Annotated in this window: 17 protein-coding genes; all 17 read right to left on the bottom strand. The window is 44.5% G+C overall.

Annotated features, from left to right (window positions below; translation table 11 throughout):
* Window positions 1-83: 83 nt before the first annotated feature.
* The 17 genes from C0979_RS09975 to C0979_RS09895 all read right to left on the bottom strand — a co-directional run bounded on the left by C0979_RS09975 (window position 84) and on the right by C0979_RS09895 (window position 17830).
* Window positions 84-1649, bottom strand: a complete 1566-nt coding sequence (locus C0979_RS09975; protein WP_101695835.1) for a xanthine/uracil/vitamin C permease — start codon at window positions 1647-1649, stop codon at window positions 84-86.
* Window positions 1650-1709: 60 nt separating this feature from the next.
* Window positions 1710-3446: an adenine deaminase gene (ade, locus tag C0979_RS09970; RefSeq protein WP_101695834.1), complete on the bottom strand. Its 1737-nt coding sequence runs from the start codon at window positions 3444-3446 to the stop codon at window positions 1710-1712.
* A 13-nt stretch (window positions 3447-3459) separates the two neighbouring features.
* Window positions 3460-5244, bottom strand: a complete 1785-nt coding sequence (locus tag C0979_RS09965) for an adenine deaminase (protein ID WP_101695833.1) — start codon at window positions 5242-5244, stop codon at window positions 3460-3462.
* 309 nt (window positions 5245-5553) lie between these two features.
* Window positions 5554-6456 (bottom strand): dihydroorotate dehydrogenase, encoded by a 903-nt coding sequence (locus C0979_RS09960; RefSeq protein WP_101695832.1) that lies wholly within the window; start codon window positions 6454-6456, stop codon window positions 5554-5556.
* The gene (locus tag C0979_RS09955) at window positions 6456-7241 is read right to left on the bottom strand and encodes a dihydroorotate dehydrogenase electron transfer subunit (protein ID WP_101695831.1); all 786 of its coding nucleotides are present in this window, start codon (window positions 7239-7241) and stop codon (window positions 6456-6458) included. Before C0979_RS09955 ends, C0979_RS09960 begins: the two co-directional genes overlap by 1 nt.
* Window positions 7242-7262: 21 nt before the next feature.
* On the bottom strand, window positions 7263-8189 hold the full coding sequence (gene pyrF / locus C0979_RS09950) for an orotidine-5'-phosphate decarboxylase (RefSeq protein ID WP_101695862.1): 927 nt from the start codon (window positions 8187-8189) through the stop codon (window positions 7263-7265).
* A gap of 13 nt (window positions 8190-8202) precedes the next feature.
* Window positions 8203-9480, bottom strand: a complete 1278-nt coding sequence (locus C0979_RS09945) for a dihydroorotase (RefSeq protein WP_101695830.1) — start codon at window positions 9478-9480, stop codon at window positions 8203-8205.
* A 111-nt stretch (window positions 9481-9591) separates the two neighbouring features.
* Window positions 9592-10770, bottom strand: a complete 1179-nt coding sequence (locus tag C0979_RS09940; RefSeq protein ID WP_101695829.1) for a S41 family peptidase — start codon at window positions 10768-10770, stop codon at window positions 9592-9594.
* Between the two features lie 31 nt (window positions 10771-10801).
* The gene (locus C0979_RS09935) at window positions 10802-11911 is read right to left on the bottom strand and encodes a murein hydrolase activator EnvC family protein (RefSeq protein WP_101695828.1); all 1110 of its coding nucleotides are present in this window, start codon (window positions 11909-11911) and stop codon (window positions 10802-10804) included.
* Between the two features lie 52 nt (window positions 11912-11963).
* The gene (ftsX, locus tag C0979_RS09930) at window positions 11964-12872 is read right to left on the bottom strand and encodes a permease-like cell division protein FtsX (protein ID WP_101695827.1); all 909 of its coding nucleotides are present in this window, start codon (window positions 12870-12872) and stop codon (window positions 11964-11966) included.
* On the bottom strand, window positions 12862-13548 hold the full coding sequence (ftsE, locus tag C0979_RS09925; RefSeq protein ID WP_101695826.1) for a cell division ATP-binding protein FtsE: 687 nt from the start codon (window positions 13546-13548) through the stop codon (window positions 12862-12864). The genes ftsX and ftsE overlap by 11 nt, the downstream gene beginning before the upstream one ends.
* A 16-nt stretch (window positions 13549-13564) precedes the next feature.
* Window positions 13565-14653, bottom strand: coding sequence for a PucR family transcriptional regulator (locus C0979_RS09920; RefSeq protein ID WP_101695825.1), 1089 nt, complete (start codon window positions 14651-14653; stop codon window positions 13565-13567).
* Window positions 14654-14866: 213 nt separating this feature from the next.
* A complete protein-coding gene (locus C0979_RS09915) occupies window positions 14867-15535 on the bottom strand; it encodes a WecB/TagA/CpsF family glycosyltransferase (RefSeq protein ID WP_101695824.1) in 669 nt (222 codons plus the stop codon).
* Between the two features lie 111 nt (window positions 15536-15646).
* Window positions 15647-15847: an alpha/beta-type small acid-soluble spore protein gene (locus tag C0979_RS09910; protein WP_101695823.1), complete on the bottom strand. Its 201-nt coding sequence runs from the start codon at window positions 15845-15847 to the stop codon at window positions 15647-15649.
* A 72-nt stretch (window positions 15848-15919) separates the two neighbouring features.
* Window positions 15920-16828, bottom strand: coding sequence for a DUF4097 family beta strand repeat-containing protein (locus C0979_RS09905; protein ID WP_101695822.1), 909 nt, complete (start codon window positions 16826-16828; stop codon window positions 15920-15922).
* Window position 16829: 1 nt separating this feature from the next.
* On the bottom strand, window positions 16830-17510 hold the full coding sequence (locus tag C0979_RS09900) for a DUF1700 domain-containing protein (RefSeq protein WP_101695821.1): 681 nt from the start codon (window positions 17508-17510) through the stop codon (window positions 16830-16832).
* Window positions 17507-17830, bottom strand: coding sequence for a PadR family transcriptional regulator (locus tag C0979_RS09895; protein ID WP_101695820.1), 324 nt, complete (start codon window positions 17828-17830; stop codon window positions 17507-17509). Before C0979_RS09895 ends, C0979_RS09900 begins: the two co-directional genes overlap by 4 nt.
* Window positions 17831-17832: the final 2 nt, after the last annotated feature.

The following is a 17832-nucleotide window of genomic DNA, read 5'->3' as shown; positions in this document are numbered from 1 at the left end:
CGCAGGTGCATGTTCTATTTTCTGCACCCGCGACCGCTTTTCCCCGCTTTCTTCCAGCGTTTTATTTCTTGATTTTCTTTTTCCTATACATAATCAAAATGATCTGGTCCTTTAAACCAACTGCTTCGTCCCATATGGAAGATCAGCGCTAATACTGCGATTACAAGATAGCCCACAGCAAACGGAGATGTCAGATTAAATCCAAGCTGTGCACTATGAATAAAGCCAAAGCAAGCCAGTACATATCCTGCTACCGCAGTAATTGCCACCTTATCAAGCTTCTTATCGATAATAAATACTGTCATTGTTCCAAGCAAAATACCGATAATGATTGCTCCGCTCTTCACTCCCGGAACACCATTCCACATCACGCCTGCATCCTTGATCATCTGTGTGATCTCTGCATTGTATTCAGATAATCCAGAAGATGTAACCTCTGTATAATATCCAGCCAGTCCTACGGCACCTGTAATCTGTGTATAAAGATAGTCTGCAACCGGCGGAATCATCGCAATTCCAACTGCTGCGTAATGCTTCACTTCACAGTCTTTAAACGCCTGCGCCACCATAACGATCGCACACCACAAGAATGTTACCGCACAGACTGCCGGCGGAACCATATTACTTAAGAAAGTAAACAGTCCGAACAATCCGGCTGCACCAAGCACGATTCCAGATACAAGAGAATAGCCGATTCCGGCATTGGATTTTTTAAGTCCGGCATGTCCAAGCCATACGGTATTTGGCACGACACCTCCGCAAAGTGCAGAAATCATAGTACAGATTCCATCCGCAAACTGAGTCTCACGGACATTATAATTATCACCTGCCGCGTTCGCTGCTTCTACATTATCCATCGTTTCAATAAAGTTATAAATCTCAACAGGAATTACAATCGTCAAATAAGGAGCCACAATCGCAAATCCATCAATTAAGTGCTGGATACTGTTGACCGGATTCGGAATATAGAACCCGATTCCGCTGAAATCTACAGTCGTACGTCCCAGACAGAACGCATATATGATACCGCCAACGATCGCAACTACAAGCGGCGGAATCTTCTTCGGGAATAAATATCCTCCGAAAATACCTACCATTGCAACGAATAAAATCGGAAGACCTACCAACGGATCACCAAACACATCAAACACACCCTGTGTTGCCATCCAGATAAAGCCAATTCCTGCAACTGTACCAAGAAGCGCTGCTCTTGGAAGCTTCTCTTTCATCCACGGTCCGATAAATCCACCGATAAATTCTACCGCTCCACCGATAAAGCAGGCTGCCACTGCTGCCGACCATGCAAGCATTGGATCTTCTAATGCGTAATGAAGCGGCATGATCACTCCGTACAAAATTACGAACATCGCCGGAGTAGACACGCCGGACGGGAGCGCTGTTACATCCGCTCTTCCTTCTTTCTTAGAAAGTCTGCGTCCCATATATGCATAATAAACACCACTGCACAACAAACCAATGGACATTCCCGGAATCACATAACCGTACACAATCTTGTCCGGCCATCCAAGAACTCCCGATAAAGTTGCGATAACAATTAAATAATTTACAATATTATTTGTAATGGAATAGCTCATTCCACCGATGTCCCCACGTCTGAACCATGGGACGATTGTCTTTTGTTTTTCCATCTCGCCTTCCTCACTCTTACTCTTCTTATTCTACTGATTTCCCTGATTTACTCTCGTTCGTTATTCGTTCGCCTCTACCGGAATAAATGAAAATGTTGTTACATCAAATAAGCCCATATCCGTAAGCTTTACTTCCGGAATCACTGCCAGCGACATAAAGCAAAGTGTCATCACCGGTTCTACATCTCCACAGATTCCAAGCTCTTCATATGCTTTTTCGTGGATATCGGTCAATTTCTGATCTACCCACTCTCCGCTTCTGTCACTCATAAGTCCACCGATCGGCATCGGCATGCTCTCGATCACTTTTCCTTCTTTTACAAGAACAATACCGCCTTCCTGCGCGATCAGGCTCTGTACTGCAAATTCCATCTCCTCATCATTGACACCAACCACAATGATATTGTGGGAGTCATGCGCAATCGACAACGCTACCGCACCGGACTTGATGCCGTATCCTTTCAGGAATCCGCAGGCAACATTTCCTGTTCCCTGATGCCTTTCCACCACGGCTACTTTTACAATATCTTCTTCTGGGTTACGTACAAATTCACCATTTTCATCCAGTGTAATTTCCGCAGTCGCCTTTCCAGTTACGACTCCACCAGGAAGAATCTGAATCACATTCACTTTATTAGACTTCAGATTCATTTTAAATTTCTCTTTGGAGAAATCTTTTACAATCACACTTCCCTTTACAGATGAAATATCATGCACCTGAATTTCCGGAAGATATTTTCCATCTTCTGCCACAAATTCACCATTGATCCATACTTTATCTACATGGAAATCTTTCAAATCATCAAGCAATACGATGTCTGCACGGTATCCTGGTGCAATTGCTCCGCGATCCTTTAATCCAAAGCATTCTGCCGCATTTAAGGTTGCCATGCGGATAGCCGTCACTGCGTCCAGACCTTCTTCTACACAGATTCTCAAGTGATTGTCAAGGTGACCTTCGTGAAGAATTGTCTTTGGCTGGCGGTCATCAGAACACAGAAGACATCTTCTGCTGTTTTCCGATGTTACGCCCTTCAAAAGCGGTCTTAAATTATGACATGCAGAACCCTGTCTAAGAAGAATATACATTCCTCTCTCAAGACGATCTTCCATCTCTTCTACAGTAGAACATTCATGGTCTGCTAAAATTCTTGCTGCCGCGTAAGCATTCAGATCATTTCCTACAATTCCAGGACCATGTCCGTCAATGATCTTCCCTTCTTCCTTGGCAACCATCAGCTTATCCAACACGCTGTCATCTGCTCCGATTACGCCTGGGAAATTCATAAATTCACCAAGACCTAAGATTCCGTCTCTCTTAATTGGTTCTTCCATTTCCGGCGCACCGATCACTGCTCCGGCATGTTCAAATGGTGTTGCCGGCACACAAGACGGAAGCACGTACTGAATATCAAGAGCTGTTCCCTTGGCAGCTTCCATCATATAATCAAGTCCTGTAATTCCACATACATTTACGATCTCATGCGGATCGGCAATAATTGTTGTTCCGCCATGCGGTACTAAGAGACGTCCGATTTCTTCCGGACTTACATAAGAAGATTCAATATGGATATGGCTGTCAATAAATCCAGGCGCCGCATAGCGTCCTTTTGCATCCACGACTTCTTTTCCTTCATAGTTACCGATTCCTGCAATCTGTCCTCCACTTACTGCAATATCGCCTTCTACAATTTTACCGGAAAATACATTGACTACTTTACAATTTTTGATGACCAGGTCAGCCGGAATTCTTCCGGCTGCCGTATCAATTAATTTTTTTAATTCTTCTTTTTTCATACTTTCTGTCCCTCTATTTCTCTACCACTTCAAGAACTGGATCAAAGGTTGTAAGCGCCACATAGTCTACCGGACCTGCATCTGTAATCGCATAATCCGGAATTGCTGTGATCGGCAGGAAGAACATATACATCATTGGATCCGGAAGATCGGAACCAAGAGATCTTGCCGCCTGATCGATGAGCTTTTCGTGCGCTGCGATTTCTTCCGGCTCACGGTCACTTACGATTCCTCCTACTGGAAGTGGAAGAAATTCAAGAATTTCTCCGTCTGCAACGACAACCTGTCCACCGCCCTGTTCGATCAAATAATTTACCGCGATAGACATATCTTCTGCATTTACTCCCATTACAACCAAGTTGTTATCATCCGGAGCTGCGGAAGATGCCATTGCACCTTTTTTCAATTTCCATCCGGAACAGAACGCAAGAGATTTATTTCCGTTTCTTCCGAATCTTTCTAATACAGATACCATTGCCACATCCTGCTCGGTATCAGGAAGAACGATTCCATTTTCTACCTTCAGAACAACATCTCTTCTCTTACGAACGAATGGTCCTTTTACATCCATAGCCAGAACTTTTGCTTCGCCATTCTGGATAGAGGTCTTATATTCAAAATCTTCTTTTGTTGTTTTCTTACACTTCAGTTCCCCTTTCAGTACGGAACTTCTCTCCGGAGCCTGAAGATCATAAGTAAGCTTGTGGTCTTTTGCCACCATCTTACCGTTTGTCATAACTTCTTTTACTTCAAAGTTCTCAAGATCATCTACAAAAAGGATGTCTGCAATTCTTCCCGGACAGATGGATCCAACTTTATCATCAATGCGATATGCTTCTGCACTATTGATGGTTGCCATCTGGATTGCTGTCATTGGCTCAACACCAGCTTTGATTGCCAGACGCACCACATTATCAAGATGTCCTTTTTCCAACACATCTGTCGCTGTCACATCATCGGTACAGAAGCTGACGCGACGTGCGAATGCAGGATTTACCTCTGTCACTGCTTTGATATTTTCCTCAAGGAAATGTGTCACAGAAGATTCACGGATCAGCATATGCATTCCTTTTCTCATCTTCTCTACCACTTCCTCGTGATCATAACTCTCATGGTCCAGACGCACTCCGCCGCACAAGTAGCCGTTCAAATCATTTCCTCTTGCCATTGGCGCACATCCAAATACCGGAAGACGATTCTTATAAGCCTCTGCAATTGCTCCCAACGTATCTTCATCCTCTTCCTGCAGGAACTCTCTTACCGTCTCCCAAACACCGTAGCATTCCGGCCACTGCTGAACTTCTGCATGAACTTCCTTCGTAAAGTTAAATGCAACTGTTGACTGCGGAATGGTATATGGTGTCTTATAAGGCGCTCCCCAGAACACTTTCAGCGGGCTCTTCTTTACTTCTTCCTGTACCTCTTTTAATCCTTCCAAACCGGATACGGAAATATATTCGTCAAGTCCTGAGATCATACTTGTGGTTCCTCTTGGAACAACCGCTTTTGCATAACTTGTAATACTGAGCTTACTGCATTCGCTGTGGATATGTCCGTCGATCATACCTGGGGTTAAATACATCCCTTTCGCGTCAATGATCTCTGTCTCTGGTCCAACATAAGCTTCCACATCGCCAACTGCTGCGATCATATCCTTGTAAATCGCAATATCCGCCGGATAAATCTCACTGGACATAACATTTACAAGCTGTCCTCCCTTGATCACTTTGTCAGCCGGGATCTTACCTCGACCTGCACGGATCATTTCCTTTAAGTTCTCTACTGATGTTCTTTCCATTTTCGTAATCCTCCTTAACATTGTCTCTCTTGCAACAAAAAAGATACATCGGCCAAAGGCTAAACAGGTTTCCCGTCCTGCAAATGTATCTTGAAGAATTTTGAAATATTCAGTTGTATTATCTCGTTAGATTTATCATAGCATATTGATCTGCAAATGAAAATCTCTTACCCCATTACATTTTTGCATATCCATTCATAAGTTATACTTATAAAGGGAAGAGCACCTATTTCAATAAGTGCTCTTCCCTTTATATTTCATTATATTTCATTATACTTCCATATTGTATCGCAGATAATTTGATCACAATTAATCGACCAGTCCGACCATATCGGCAACCGTCTCAAATCCGTATTTTTTCATATACGCTTCAATTCCATCCACAATCTCCATCGTCACAGCCGGATTGTGGAAGTTAGCTGTTCCTACAGACACCGCACTGGCTCCTGCCAGAATCATCTCAATCGCATCTTCTGCACTGGCAACTCCACCCATTCCGATAATCGGAACCTTCACCGCATGCGCTACCTGATAAACCATACGCACCGCAATCGGATGAATGGCTGGACCAGATACACCTCCGGTCTTATTCGCCAATACGAACTGTCTCCGGTTCACATCAATCTTCATTCCAGTCAGTGTGTTGATCAGAGAGACCGCATCTGCGCCACCGGCTTCTACAGCCTTTGCCATCTCTGAAATATCTGTCACATTGGGACTCAACTTCATAATCACCGGCTGCTTCGCATACTTCTTCACAGCCTTTGTAATCTCTTCCGCCGCTTTCGGATTCTGTCCAAATGCGATTCCGCCTTCCTTAACGTTCGGACAGGAAATATTGATTTCCAGCATATCCACATCCTCATCTGCCAGACGTTCCACCACTTCACAGTAATCTTCTGTTGATTTTCCACATACGTTCACGATAATGCGAGTATCGTATTCTTTCAAAAACGGAATGTCCCGCTGACAGAACAGATCCATACCCGGATTCTGCAGACCCACTGCATTCATCATTCCTCCATAGACTTCCGCCACTCGAGGAGTCGGATTGCCCGGCCACGGAATATTGGCAACACCTTTTGTCGTCACAGCTCCCAACCGGTTTAAATCTACATAATCCGCAAATTCAGCGCCGGAGCCAAAGGTTCCAGATGCTACTGTTACCGGATTTTTCCATTCCACTCCCGCGATATTTACCTTCATATTCATCAGATCTCCACCTCCGTAGACAGGAATACCGGACCATCTTTGCAGATCCGCTTGTTATTCACATTGCTGTGATGATCCTTCTCCTTCGACTTGCAGACGCAGGCAAGGCAAGCTCCGATTCCGCATGCCATTCTCTCTTCCAAAGAAATATAACATTCTATGTTCTGTTCTTCTGCATACTGCTTGATTGCCCGAAGCATCGGGGTCGGACCACATGCGTAAATGATGTCAGCCTCAAGACCATTTTCCCGAATCGCATCCATAACATTTCCTTTTGTTCCCACACTTCCATCTTCGGTAGAAATATAAAGCGTCCCGTTCTGCTCAAATTCTTCCTTCAAAAAGGTCTGCTGATCGCGGTAACCCGCCAGAATCTGCTTTTCTTCACACTCCAGCTGTTTTGCCAACTCCAAAATTGGCGGCACACCAATTCCACCGCCCATCAAAAACACTTTTTTCCCTGCTGCTCTTTCCAACGGAAAACCATTTCCAAGAGGTCCGATAACCGGAATGGTGTCTCCCGCTTTCATCCGTGAAAAGCTTTCCGTTCCTGTGTGCTCTCCTGTCACGCGGTATACCACGCGAAGGCTGCCATTTTCTGCATCGATCTCACAGATGCTGATCGGACGCGGAAGAAGCTTTGTTCCATCGTTCGTATACAAAGACAGGAACTGTCCCGGCTTTGCCGCCCTGGACGCTTCCGTCCGAATCCACATACTGTATATTCCATCTGCAAGCTGTTCTTGAGATATCACCACAGCCTGTTCTTTCTTCTTTTCTTCCATCCTTGTTCCTTCTTCCCTTTTCTATTTCTGTTCCAGACTTTCCCGAATATCAGCAATCATATCCTCTACTGCTGCTCTGGAGGCATCCCCAAAGTTTTCTTCTCCATATTTTGCGTATGCTTCCTGCTTATAAGCCGCGATAATTCCACGGGAAGAATTAATGATTGCACCCAATCCGTCTTCATTGAAGAAGTGAACCAGATCTTTGCCTTTCCCGCCCTGGGCTCCATATCCCGGAACCAGAATATAGGATTTCGGCATTACTTTACGTAATACTTTTCCCATCTCAGGATAGGTTGCTCCCACAACAGCTCCTACATAACTGTACTCATCGCCCATATGCTCGCTTCCCCATTCTGCAACTTTCTCTCCTACCAACTCATAGAGCGGTCTTCCATCGATCAGTCTGTCCTGGAATTCACCACTGGAAGGATTGGATGTTTTCACCAAAATAAAGAGGCCTTTCTTTTCTTCCTTACATACATCTACGAATGGTTTCACACCGTCAGAGCCCAGATACGGGTTAACCGTCACAAAATCTTCATCAAACGGTACATATGTCTTAGATCCAACCTGTACACGTCCCACATGACCTACTGCATACGCCGCAGAAGTAGAGCCAATGTCTCCTCTCTTAATATCTCCAATAACTACCAGCCCTTTTTCTTTACAATAATCAACCGTCTTCTTAAAAGCGGCAAGTCCCGGAATTCCAAACTGCTCATACATAGCGATCTGTGGTTTCACAGCCGGAATCAGATCATATGTCTTATCTACGATCTCTTTATTGAATTGCCAGATTGCTTCTGCCGCACCTTCTAAAGTCTCTCCGTATTCCGCAAAAGCTTTGTCCTGTACATGCTTTGGAATATAGTTTAACATTGGATCCAGTCCAACCACGATTGGCGCTCCTGTCTTTTTAATATTGGCTACTAATTTGTTAATCACTTTTCGTTCCTCCTTATTTCTCGTATACAACTTTTCCATCTACCAGCGTGAACCGTACTTCTCCTGTTACGGTTCTTCCGTGAAACGGAGTATTTTTTCCTTTGGATACAAACGTATTCTTATCAATGGTGTAGGTTGGATTCGGGTCAAAAATCACCAAATCTGCCTTCTTCCCTTCTGCTACAGCTCCTTTGTCCGAAAGTCCCAGAATCTGCGCCGGATTGTAACTCATCTTCTCTGCCATCTGCATCACAGACAAAATTCCCGTCTTCACAAGCTCCGTATAGGTCAGCGCCGCGGATGTCTCAAGACCCACAATTCCAAATGCCGCCTTCGCCATAGATCGGTTCTTCTCTTCTTCTGAATGAGGTGCATGGTCTGTGGAAATGACATCCATCGTTCCATCTGCCAGCCCACGCCTCAACACTTCCACATCTTTCTTCCCTCGAAGCGGTGGATTCATCTTGTAATTACCGTCATCTTCCAAGATATCGTCTGCCGTCAGAATGAAATGGTGCGGACACACCTCTCCTGTTACCGGAAGGCCTTCTTCTTTGGCAAGACGAATCATCTCTACACTGTCCGCTGTAGAGCAATGACAGAGATGGAGCCGCACTCCCGTCTCTTTTGCCAGCAGAATATCTCTTGCTACGATCACATCTTCTACTGAATTCGTAATTCCTTTTAGTCCCAGACGCACAGCGTTCTCATCGGCATTCATCACACCGCCCTCTACCATGGTAATATCCTCACAGTGGGCAAACACCGAGATTCCTTTCTCTTTCGCGATCTTCATCGCCTTGCGATAAAGAGAGGCATTCATCACCGACTTTCCGTCCTCGCTAATGGCATGGCATCCCGCTTCTGCCATCCCTGCAATATCGGCCAGTTCCTGACCTGCCTGATCTTTCGTAACCGCGCCGATTTGTATCACATGAGCAGGAGACTCTTCCTCCGCCCTCTTGTGAACCTCTGCCACCTTCTGCCCGTCATCCATAACCGGCTTTGTATTTGGCATGGCGCACACCGTTGTAACACCGCCTTTTACCGCAGCCATTCCACCCGTCTGAAGGGTCTCTTTATATTCCAGTCCCGGATCTCTCAAATGTACATGGAGATCAATAAATCCTGGCATCACATAGCAGCCTTCCGCGTCCAGCACACGGTCTGCAGTCTCGTCAATCTGTTCTGCCACGCGCACGATTCTGTCATCTTCCACCAGCACGTCAAAGCGTCCTTCCGTTTTGGAGGACGGATCTACTACCTGTCCATTACGGATTAATATTCTCATATTCTCTATCCTTTCCTTAAACATCACAGTTTGTAATTTATTTTATCACAAGGCATGATAAAAGGGAATGCCTGTTTTGCATTCCCCTTTTGATTCCTCTTTGTTGTGATTTTATTTCGTTATTTTTTCTTTTACAACCTCAACAGCCCGGTTCAGCTGATTGTCTGCCGTTGGATCTTCCAAATTCGCTTCATATTCCACTTCTACATCTGGAACGATTCCTTTTCCGTCAATACTTCTCTCCTTCGCTGTAAAATATTCCGCAACTGTAAGCTTTAAGGACGTGCCGTCTTTCAGATCGAAAACCTGCTGAACTACGCCCTTTCCATAGGTCGTCGTTCCCACAATCTCGCCAATTCCATAATCCTGAATGGCTCCTGCATAAATCTCAGATGCGCTTGCGCTATTGCCATTCGTCAGCACAGCCATCGGTTTTTCAAACTTATGCTCCTCATCCGAATCAATCTGTTCCTTATGCCCACCTTTATCTTCGGTAAACACAATCGGTCCCTTTGGAAGCATCAGATCCAGCATATCACACACCGTCATCAAATTGCCTCCCGGATTATTCCGAAGGTCTACAACCAGACCTTTCATTCCCTGGGCTTCCAGATCTTCCAACGCCTTCTTATACTGCTCGTAAGTCACTGTGTCGAATTCAGATATCGCAATATAGCCGATCTGATCAGCCATCATCCGGTAATCAACGGTCTGCGCTTCTACCTTGTCACGGGTAACCACTGCCGTAATCTCCTCTGCTGTCTCACCCCGAAGCACCGTTAATTCCACCTTGGTTCCTTTTTCTCCCTTAATTTTAGAAACAACCTCGGAGAGATCTTTCCCAGTCACTTCCTCGCCTTCTACCTTGTAAAGGATATCATTATCCCGAAATCCCGCCTTCATTGCCGGCGAATCTTCATATACCTGAACCATTGTAATCGCTCCCGTCTCCCGATCCTGGCTCATAAGCACTCCAATTCCCTCAAATTCTCCGGAAGACGTCTCATACATTTCTTTCGTCTCCTCTTTATCGTAGTAAGCAGAATAAGGATCTTGAAGTCCTGCAATATAACCCTTGTAAATGCCTTCTGTCAGCTCCTCTTCATCCACCTTATGGATATAACTTTCATCAATCAAGGATTCCAGTTCACCCAGCTTTTGCTCCACCGCTTCTGCCGGATTCTTTCTTCTGCCATTATTCAATTTTCCACCGCAAAATACTAATCCTGCCGCCAATAACATAGCGAGGGCGCCACAAAGCGCCCCCTGCAAAAAACTTTTCTTTTTCATTCTATAAAGTCCTGTTCTGTTTTCCGTCTTCCTACAAGAAATTTCTCGGATTTACCGGTGTTCCATTCTGCATTACCTGAAAATGCAGATGAGGTCCGGATGAATTTCCCGTATTTCCTACCGTTGCAATATTATCTCCTTTGCTGACTGTCTGACCTGCCCGCACAAACATCTGATTGGTATGCATATAATAGGTTTGCAGTCCGCCGCCGTGATCAATAATCACAAGATTTCCAGCATTACCGCTATAACTTGCCTGAAGCACACGTCCAGAATCCGCTGCATAGATTGGAGTTCCTGTTCCTGCCGCAAAATCCATTCCCTTATGGTTGGAACTTGCTCCCGGAATCGGTCTCGGTCTCCATCCAAATTCACTGGAAATATAAGTATAGCCCGGACACGGATGTGCAAAACGTCCATTTCCCGATATCAAAGAACCGCCTGCATTTGGAGAATATCCATTATTTGCCTCGTTCTGCTTTCTCGCTGCCGTTGCTGCTGCTTCTTCCAGCTCAGCAAGTGTCGCCTTAGCGTCACCAAGCTTGGTGTCCAGTTCACTGATTTCTGCATCTTTGCCGCTGATCGTACTCTCTACCTCGGTCTGCTTTGCAATCAGATCATTCTGCATCACTTCCAGATCATCGTATTCTTCCTGCAGCTCTTTCTCCTGCTTCTCCACAGTTTCTACCACTTCCTGGAACTCTGTCAGCATATCTCTGTCATATTCCGAAATGGTTGTAATATATTCGGCATTATTTAAGAAATCACCAATTGACTGGGATGCACAGAGGATCTCAATAAACTGTGTATTCCCATTTTCATACATGTACTGGATTCTCTTCTTCATGCTGTCATACTGATTGCTTTCATCAATCTTTGCTTCAATCAGTTCTTCTTCCTTGGCAGTAATCTCTTCTTCCATATCCTCAATCTTGGTCTTGGTCTCCTCCATATCGGAAATGATATCTGCCAGCTGCGTTGTTAGAGATTCTTTTTCTGCCTCCGCTGCTTTCTTCTGATTTTCAAGTTCTTCTGCCTTCTTTTTTGCCTCGTCAATTCCTGCCGCTTCCACCTGAGCCGCCATTCCAAAGCAAAGCGTCGTCGCGAGAAGGAGACTGACAATTTTCTTCTTACCTTTCATATGTATCCCCCTTGGCATTGATACCTCTTATCAAATCATTCTACCTTGTCTGCTATACTTTCAGATGCTTGCGGATCGTAAAGAAACTTCCTACAAAACCAATTCCAACTCCCAATGCAATTCCAACTGGAAGTAACGTACGGTAAACGTGTGCCACCGGAAGGAAATCTATAATATTGTTCAGCAGACTGAACCGAGTCATTACATAAGCCACCGCTTTGTCATACATAAAATACAGAAGTACCAGCGGGATCAGCGCTCCTATCACACCGATCAAGAGACCTTCAATAACAAACGGCGCCCTGACGAATCCGTCCTTCGCTCCAATATACTTCATAATTGCAATCTCTTCTCGTCTGACCGTGATACCCATGGTAACCGTATTACTGATCAGGAAGATAGAAACTGCTAAAAGGATTGCAATAATCGCAATGGAGATATATCCTACCAGCTTATTCACACTGGTCAGCGTCTTTGCCACAACATCAGACTTATTTACCTTACGCACGCCATCTAACGTCTCCGCGTAAGAAACAACGTCTTTCTGTTTGGATACATCCGCCATGTAAACCTCATAGTTATCAGAATTGGCAAGTGGATTATCGTTCTTAAATCCTTCTGCCAGTTCTCCTGACTCTCCAAAGTAATCATCTTTGAATTTATCCCAGGCTTCATCTGCACTGACATATTTTACTTCCAGAACACCTTCCGCCTTCTCAAGCTTTTCGCCGATGTCCTCCTTTTCTCTCTCAGTTGCATCATCATCGAAGAATACGGTAATCGCAACCCCTTCTTCTGCTTTTTCCACAATATAGTTAAAGTTCATTACAATAGCGTAGAACAATCCAAACAGGAAGATACAAGCTGCCATCGTCGCAACAGACGCAATGGAAAACATCTTGTTTCTTCCGATGTTCTTCACCCCTTGTTTCATCGAATATCCGACTGTACTAATTCTCATTATTATACCCACCTTTTTTCTCGTCGCTTACAATGACTCCCTTTTTCATCGTAATTACACGCTTCTTCATCTCGTTTACAATTTCCTGATTATGCGTAACAACCAGTACCGTTGTTCCTCTTTCATTCGCCTCTTCCAACAGTTTCATAATCTCCCATGAATTGGTCGGATCCAGGTTACCGGTAGGTTCATCTGCCAACAGAATAGCCGGTTCATTAACGATCGCACGCGCAATGGCAACTCTCTGCTGCTCACCTCCCGAGAGCTCTTTCGGGAAGGATTTGTACTTCTGTGCAAGTCCTACCAGTGACAGTGCTGCCGGTACTTTCTGCTTAATAATACGAGTTGGCGTCTCCGTTACTCGCTGTGCAAACGCAATATTTTCATAAATGTTTCTGTCTTTCAGAAGACGGAAATCCTGGAACACAACTCCGATTCCTCTTCGGTACATCGGAATCTTTCTATGCTTCAGTCTCGCCAGATTCTGTCCATTTACTACAATACTTCCAGACGTAGGTTCCAGCTCTTTCATCATCAGACGAATCAGAGTTGACTTTCCTGACCCACTGTCTCCTACGATAAATACAAACTCTCCCTGTTCAATCTTTAAATTGATTCCATTCAGAGCTGCAACCCCTTTTGAGTACTCTTTCGTTACTTCTTTTAATTCAATCATATTCTCCTCCTGATCCTTAATACTCCAGCGTCTCCATATACTTCATATACTTCACTACCATCAGTGCAATCTTAAAAGTAATGGCATCCTCAAACACGCGCAGATCAAGCCCCGTGCTCTTCTGAAGCTTATCCAGCCGGTATACCAGCGTATTCCGGTGAATGTATAACTGTCTTGACGTCTCTGATACGTTCAGATTGTTTTCAAAGAATTTATTGATCGTCGTCAGCGTCTCTTCATCAAAGTCATCCGGCGACTTTCCTTCAAAAATCTCACGTATAAACATCTTGCAAAGCGGAATCGGCAGCTGATAAATCAATCGTCCAATTCCCAAAGCACTGTACGCAATCACATTCCTCTCCCCAAAGAATATCTTGCCGACATCCAATGCAAGCTTTGCCTCCTTGTAGGATTTGGATACTTCTTTGATATCACCTACAATGGTTCCATAAGCAATCAGTACATCCTCTTCTCCGTCATCCTTCAAAAGTGTGTACATATTCTGAGCGATCTTCTCAAGCTCCACATGCCCGTCTGTCGGTTCCAGTTCTTTTACTACAATAATGTTTTTCTCATCTACCGCTGTCACAAAATCTCTTGCACGGTTTCCAAGAAGCGTACGCACATTGTCAAGGGCATTGCTGTCCTTCTCGTGCTTCGTTTCAATAATAAAGATAACACGTCTTACTTCTGTGTCAATATGTAATTTTTTGGCGCGGTTATAAATGTCCACCAGAAGCAGGTTATCAAGCAAAAGATTTTTAATAAAGTTGTCTTTGTCAAACCGTTCTTTATATGCGACCAGCAGATTCTGAATTTGAAATGCCGCGATCTTGCCTACCATGTAGACATCGTCGCTTCCGCCATTTGCCAAAAGAATATATTCCAGCTGATGCTCATCAAAAATCTTAAAGAACTGATATCCCTGAACAACCTGACTGTCTGCCGGGGACTCCACAAAGGAGACAATCTCGTCTTCGTAGTTCTCCTGTTCCGCAAATGTACTTGCCAGAGATCTCCCGTCCGTGTCCATAACACAGAAATCAATCCGCGTAATTCCTTTCAATCCTTCAATTGTATTTTGAAGTATTTGATTAGATATCATATTCCATCTCCTCCACTCGTTTCAATATGCATTTTCCACAACAAATTTATCATCGATGCAGACAAATCGCATACTACCAATCCCTATATTAATATATATAAACAAAAAAATAAAGAGGAAATTACGTATTTTTGTTAATTTCCTCAGGTTATTTCGTCTTTTCCCGTTTTTTCGTGCTATACATAGTGACGAAATATATTTCTTATTTTTTTCTTATCTCTTGCTTTTTTCTACTTCTTTTTTCAAAATATACTTTGTTACAAACCGAGCAATTCTTCCCTCTCCAAAGCCTCTGCGCCTCACTGAAAGAATTCCCGGCCCCATTCCAAGCCATACTTCAGCATCCAGCCGGCTTCGATTCCGAATAATGAACTCCTGCTCCAAGGGCGCCGGAAGGGATGCAAACACACAATCTGCCTCTCCTCCGTTAATCGCGTTCACCAACATATCATCCGCCCGGTCTTCTGCTGAAACCTTCGCAAGACCTGCAACCTGAATCCCGCTGTAATTCTTCTGAAGATAATCATAGAACTGCTGTCCTTCTTCTTCCGAACCAACCAAAAGATAAACCCTCTTATGATTCTTATGAAGATAACGCAAAAACATCTTCAGAAAGACCTGCCCTTCCGTCTCTTGCAGATACTTCCGGTCCGTCACCTCTGCTGCTTCCAGAATCATCTTATCCCCGGCCAGCACCAGATCAAACTGACTGATCCCCTCTTTTAGCTCCTGCGCTTCGTTGATTCGCATCAGCCCTTCTGCCGTCACCATCTCGATCACACTAACCGGCATGGATCCCAAATACCCGATCGCCGCCTTCATTGCCTCTTTTGCCGGACATTTATTTATTTCTATATCAAATACATTCATCTTACTGTCCATCACTTCACCTGCTAATTCCTATTGCCAGTTTTTCGATTATAGCAAATGGGGCATGTCTTTTCAAGCTTTCTTGGTAATTGTTCACACTTATTAATATTCTTAATAATTTTGTTACTTTTGAACTTCTTTTTGTGCTTTTCGTTTCTTTGTCATCAGACCGCCAATTCTTCCGGTCTCTTTTGACGACAAGGATTTCCATCCCTGTTCCATCACCCGATCCAGAAGTCCCAATTCTTCTGCAATCTCATATTTCAATTTCTCTTCCTTCGGTAAATTCGCCAGATCCACTGGCTGTTTCTTTTTTCCTGCCATAACAAATACCCCTTTCCTGTTTTCTAAAGTATTGACTCAGGAAAGGGGTATTATTCATTTTTTCTCTATTTTCTATTCTTGGGCTTCAAACTGCACAGTTACCGTTCCCATTCCGCACTCAATTCCAAATTCTCTTCCCGTATGATTCAGAATCTCCTGTTCCAATCCAACTCCGGAATAATGTTCTTCTCCAAGCAGCACGGTTCCAGCTCCACACTCGATCTCATAATCATAGGATTCTTTTTGATCCGATGCAGTATAGTTGATCTCACCTGTTCCACAACTTAGACTAACTTCCTGGCGTGCCGTTCCTGACGCTGTCAGCGTACCCGTACCACAGTCCATTTCCACCTCATTTACTTCAAAACCATTCACATCTGCCTCCCCAGCTCCAATGTCTACCGACAGACTGTTAGAATGAATATCTTCTATATATAAGGCTCCCACTCCTATGGACACAGAAATCTCATTTAATAGACGATCGTATGGCACATAGACCGTGATCTCTCCCAAATGTCCCAGGTTCTTTAATTTCGCCGATTTCTTTTGAGAACTTATCATCAGTTCGCTTCCCTCCCGGCTGCAGAAAAGTCCCAGTTCTTGCGGAACATCATGCGTCTCAACTCTTACGTGATTTTCTTTGGATGGCTGAATATGAACCTCTGCTCCATAGATATCAATCTCCAGCTCCTGTACTCCTTCATATATTTCTTCTCCGTCTGCTGCCAGTACGTCCCGGCCTCCCTGCCAATGGTGGTCTTCGTCATCCCCGTCGCCGATTTCGTCTAAATCATCCAGCCAATCATCCTGGAATAGTCTGATTCCATGTCCATCGTCATTCCAAATCCCGATTCCATTGGGGAACCGATAGCGAAGCGACGCTGCCGATACCCCCATTGCCAAAGCTACAACACAGCACGCAACACCGATTCCTGCCGTCACGCCACATACAATCCAGAAATTTCTCCAGCGTTTCTTCATATTATGCCACCTTCTTTCTATTCTTCACCTTATTCCACATTTTCGTAATCCATCTGCCTGCTGCCGGAAATGCAATCATGCAAAGCTTTACCAAAAGTACACTTGCGATGACTCCGCACACCCCTGCGATCAGTCCTCCGCCAATTAACGCAAGTCCCACCGCCGGTTCTGCGATCAAAAGTGCAATTCCTGAAACAACTGCCAACACACCTGAAACCACAACGAGAACCGCTGTTAAAATCACGGAAAATACGGTTGCAATGATTCCGGCAAGTAATCCCAATACTCCGCCGCCGATCCCCAAAAGGAGGGGAAGCCCAAATATTACCACCAGTACAATCAGTACGATCTTCCAGATATGATTGCTCTGTTCCTGCGTTCCGACGTTCTGTGTCCCGACGTTCTGTGTCCCATTATTCTGCGCTCTGGCATCCTGTGCTCCGGTATGATTCGCTCCAGTGTTCTGTGCCCCACCACTTGCTATCTCTGTCTGAATGCCAAGATCTTTTTTTATATTCTCTGCCACCTTCTCCGGACTTCCAAGCTCCTTCACAACATCCTTTTCTTCCTCGCCTGCATCGTCAAAATAGTCATTATAATACTGCATAGCTTCCTTACGCTCTTCCACTGGTACATCCTGCAAAAGTGCCGCCAGTTCTGTCATAAATTCAATCCGATTCATGCAATAACACCTCCCTCAAATAGATTACTGATCTTTAACGAATATTCTTTCCATTCTGTCCGATAAATCTCTAACTGATCTCTTCCTCTTTCTGTCACCTTGTAATAACGACGGTTCCTTCCATCAAACTGCCTGTCATATACTACCAGGCATCCATCCTTCTGCAGTCTTCTAAGAACCGGATACAGTGTAGACTCTGACACGTCTATGGCTCCCCTTACGTCCTGCGTAATTTTATATCCGTAAGTCCCTTCCGCTTCCCGTGACACAACCGCCAGGACAATCGCATCCAAAAGTGCAGCTCCGGTGTTAAATACCATAT

The sequence above is a fragment of the Dorea phocaeensis genome, from assembly GCF_900240315.1.
In the GTDB taxonomy this organism is placed as follows: domain Bacteria; phylum Bacillota; class Clostridia; order Lachnospirales; family Lachnospiraceae; genus Dorea_B; species Dorea_B phocaeensis.
This window is presented reverse-complemented; position numbering and strand designations above follow the sequence as displayed.

What these genes read in the sequence shown, in the direction of transcription:
- C0979_RS09905 (WP_101695822.1), bottom strand. Translation starts at nt 16,828, where the DNA reads ATGAAGAAACGCTGGAGAAATTTCTGGATTGTATGTGGCGTGACGGCA.
- C0979_RS09895 (WP_101695820.1), bottom strand. Translation starts at nt 17,830, where the DNA reads ATGGTATTTAACACCGGAGCTGCACTTTTGGATGCGATTGTCCTGGCG.
- C0979_RS09945 (WP_101695830.1), bottom strand. Translation starts at nt 9,480, where the DNA reads ATGAGAATATTAATCCGTAATGGACAGGTAGTAGATCCGTCCTCCAAA.
- C0979_RS09910 (WP_101695823.1), bottom strand. Translation starts at nt 15,847, where the DNA reads ATGGCAGGAAAAAAGAAACAGCCAGTGGATCTGGCGAATTTACCGAAG.
- C0979_RS09960 (WP_101695832.1), bottom strand. Translation starts at nt 6,456, where the DNA reads ATGAATATGAAGGTAAATATCGCGGGAGTGGAATGGAAAAATCCGGTA.
- C0979_RS09915 (WP_101695824.1), bottom strand. Translation starts at nt 15,535, where the DNA reads ATGGACAGTAAGATGAATGTATTTGATATAGAAATAAATAAATGTCCG.
- C0979_RS09965 (WP_101695833.1), bottom strand. Translation starts at nt 5,244, where the DNA reads ATGGAAAGAACATCAGTAGAGAACTTAAAGGAAATGATCCGTGCAGGT.
- C0979_RS09955 (WP_101695831.1), bottom strand. Translation starts at nt 7,241, where the DNA reads ATGGAAGAAAAGAAGAAAGAACAGGCTGTGGTGATATCTCAAGAACAG.
- C0979_RS09935 (WP_101695828.1), bottom strand. Translation starts at nt 11,911, where the DNA reads ATGAAAGGTAAGAAGAAAATTGTCAGTCTCCTTCTCGCGACGACGCTT.
- C0979_RS09940 (WP_101695829.1), bottom strand. Translation starts at nt 10,770, where the DNA reads ATGAAAAAGAAAAGTTTTTTGCAGGGGGCGCTTTGTGGCGCCCTCGCT.
- C0979_RS09975 (WP_101695835.1), bottom strand. Translation starts at nt 1,649, where the DNA reads ATGGAAAAACAAAAGACAATCGTCCCATGGTTCAGACGTGGGGACATC.
- ade (WP_101695834.1), bottom strand. Translation starts at nt 3,446, where the DNA reads ATGAAAAAAGAAGAATTAAAAAAATTAATTGATACGGCAGCCGGAAGA.
- C0979_RS09920 (WP_101695825.1), bottom strand. Translation starts at nt 14,653, where the DNA reads ATGATATCTAATCAAATACTTCAAAATACAATTGAAGGATTGAAAGGA.
- ftsX (WP_101695827.1), bottom strand. Translation starts at nt 12,872, where the DNA reads ATGAGAATTAGTACAGTCGGATATTCGATGAAACAAGGGGTGAAGAAC.
- ftsE (WP_101695826.1), bottom strand. Translation starts at nt 13,548, where the DNA reads ATGATTGAATTAAAAGAAGTAACGAAAGAGTACTCAAAAGGGGTTGCA.
- C0979_RS09900 (WP_101695821.1), bottom strand. Translation starts at nt 17,510, where the DNA reads ATGAATCGGATTGAATTTATGACAGAACTGGCGGCACTTTTGCAGGAT.